This is a genomic window from Streptomyces kurssanovii (assembly GCF_040677245.1).
Classification (GTDB): Bacteria; Actinomycetota; Actinomycetes; order Streptomycetales; family Streptomycetaceae; genus Streptomyces; species Streptomyces kurssanovii.
Map to the genome: position 1 here is coordinate 1 of NZ_JBFAQK010000122.1, position 2,504 is coordinate 2,504.

Annotated in this window: 2 protein-coding genes; both read left to right on the plus strand. The window is 71.6% G+C overall.

What is annotated here, in order from left to right; genetic code table 11:
• Positions 1 to 10 precede the first annotated feature (10 nt).
• A complete protein-coding gene (locus AB0K36_RS34610) occupies positions 11 to 1,372 on the plus strand; it encodes an ABC transporter permease (protein WP_435877998.1) in 1,362 nt (453 codons plus the stop codon).
• Entirely contained in the window at positions 1,369 to 2,298 is a 930-nt protein-coding gene (locus AB0K36_RS34615) for a carbohydrate ABC transporter permease (RefSeq protein WP_364601806.1), read from the plus strand. Before AB0K36_RS34610 ends, AB0K36_RS34615 begins: the two co-directional genes overlap by 4 nt.
• The last annotated feature ends 206 nt before the right edge of the window (positions 2,299 to 2,504 follow it).

Consider the following 2,504-nt stretch of genomic DNA (forward strand, 5'->3'; position numbering starts at 1 on the left):
CCACGCGGCCCTGGAAGAGCGTCACCGCCAGGGTGTTGCGGACCAACAGCGCCGACACCGTCCAGGCGCCGCGCTCGACGCGCGGCGCCGGGCCCAGCGCAGAAAACGCCGCCTCGCGGTCCTGTTCGTCCTGCCGGCCGTGCTCCTGCTCGGTGCGCTGGTCGTCTACCCCGTCCTCTTCTCCGTCGGACGGAGCCTGTTCGACGCGAGCGGGGAGCAGTTCGTCGGCGCGGCGAACTACACGGAGATCTTCCAGGACCCCGCCACCCTCAAAGCCATCCGCAACAGCACCATCTGGGTCGTGGTGGCACCGGTCCTGCTGACCGGCCTCGGGCTGATGCTGGCCGTCCTCACCGAGAAGGTCCGCTGGGCGACCGCCTTCAAGCTGGTGCTCTTCCTGCCCATGGCCGTGTCGTTCCTCGCCGCAGGCATCATCTTCCGGCTGGCCTACGAGCAGAACCCGGACCGTGGCGTGCTCAACGCGGTGGTCGTCGCCGCCCATGACGCGTTCGGGGACCCGGCCGCCTACCCGACGGCCCGCGTCCGCGAGCAGTCCGGCCTCGCCGGAAAGACCGGCGGCCCGTACGCCACCGAGGAGACCGTCCGCCCCGGCAGTCCGGTCAGCCTCGGCTTCGTCGGCGTCGCACCCGACGCGGTCCCCGCGGACGCAAGGCCCGCGAAGGCACCGGCCGGCGGGGACGGGATCGGCGGCGTCGCCTACCTCGACTTCGTACCGGGCGGCGGCGGCACCCAGGGCAAGGTCGATCCGGCGGAGAAGGGCCTGCCCGGCATGACCGTCGAAGCGGTCCGCGACGGCAAGGTCGCCGCCACGGCCACCACCGCCGCCGACGGATCCTTCCGCTTCGACGGCCTGGCCGACGGCGAGTACACCGTCCGGCTGCCGGCCTCGAACTTCGCCGCGCCCTACCAGGGCGTCAACTGGCTCGGCCCGGCGCTCGTCACCCCGGCCATCATCGGCGCCTACCTGTGGGTGTGGACCGGCTTCGCGATGGTGCTCATCGGCGCCGGGCTCGCCGCCATCCCGCGCGACGCGCTGGAGGCGGCCCGGATGGACGGCGCCACCGAAGGACAGATCTTCCGCAGGATCACCGTGCCGCTGCTGGCGCCCGTGCTCACGGTCGTCTTCGTGACGCTGGTCATCAACGTGATGAAGGTCTTCGACCTCGTCTACATCATCGCGCCGGGACCGGTCCAGGAAGAGGCCAATGTGCTGGCCACCCGGATGTGGCTGGTGTCCTTCGGCGGCGGCAACGACCAAGGGCTCGGCAGCGCCCTGAGCGTCCTGCTGCTCCTGCTGGTCGTACCGGCCATGATCTTCAACGTCCGGCGCTTCAGAAGGAGCCGATCATGAGCGCCCGCACCACCGTCGAGCGCCCGCCCGCGGAGCGGGCCGCGCCCCGTCCCGTCCGGCCCTCCCCGCCCGGACGCCCCCGCCGCCGGGGCCGGCTCGCGAAATGGCTGGGCAGCGGTGCCGTCCAGGCCGTACTGATCGTCGTCGCACTCATCTGGATCACCCCGCTGGCGGGCCTGTTCCTCTCCTCCATGCGGTCCGAACGCGACAACGCGTCCGACGGCTGGTGGACGGCGCTCACCGACCCCTCGCAGCTCTCCCTCGACAACTACACCGCGCTCTTCGAGGACTCCGGCATCGCCGGCGCCTTCTGGAACACCGTCCTGATCTCGGTGCCCGCCACCCTGCTGGTCGTCGGCATCGCGGCGCTGGCGGGATACGCCTTCGCCTGGCTGGACTTCCCCGGCCGTGACGCGGTCTTCCTCGTGGTCGTCGGCCTGCTGGTCGTGCCCGTGCAGATCGGTCTGCTGCCGGTCGCCAAACTGTTCGGCGCGGTCGGCCTGTTCGGCACGGTGGCGGGCGTCATCCTCTTCCACGTCGCGTACGGGCTGCCGTTCGCCATCTTCCTGCTGCGCAACTACTTCGCGGAGATCCCGCGGGAGATGCTGGAGGCGGCGCGGATGGACGGCGGCGGGGAGTGGCGGATCTTCTCCCGCCTCGTCCTGCCGCTGGGGCGCCCGGCCATCGCGAGCCTGGCGATCTTCCAGTTCCTGTGGGTCTGGAACGACATGCTCGTCGCGCTGCTCTTCGCCGACAGCGAGTCGCAGCCGCTGACGGTGGCGCTGCAGTCCCAGATGCGGCAGTTCGGCAGCAACATCGGGGTGCTGGCGCCGGGGGCGTTCCTGTCGCTGGTGGTACCGCTGGTCGTCTTCTTCGCGTTCCAGAGGCACTTTGTGCAGGGCGTGATGGCGGGGTCGGTGAAGTAGGGGCCGCGGGCGGGGTCCGCCGCGCGTTTCCCCACCCCGCCCCTTCCCGAACCGGGCTCCGCCCGGACCCGTACCGCGCTTCGCGCGGTGCCCTCAATCGCCGGGCGGGCTGGATTTCGCTGCGCGAAATCAGCCCCGCTGGGGGCACCTCCCACGGCCGTCAGGCCGTAGGGGGAGATTGAGGCGCGGGGGTCCGGGGGCGGAGC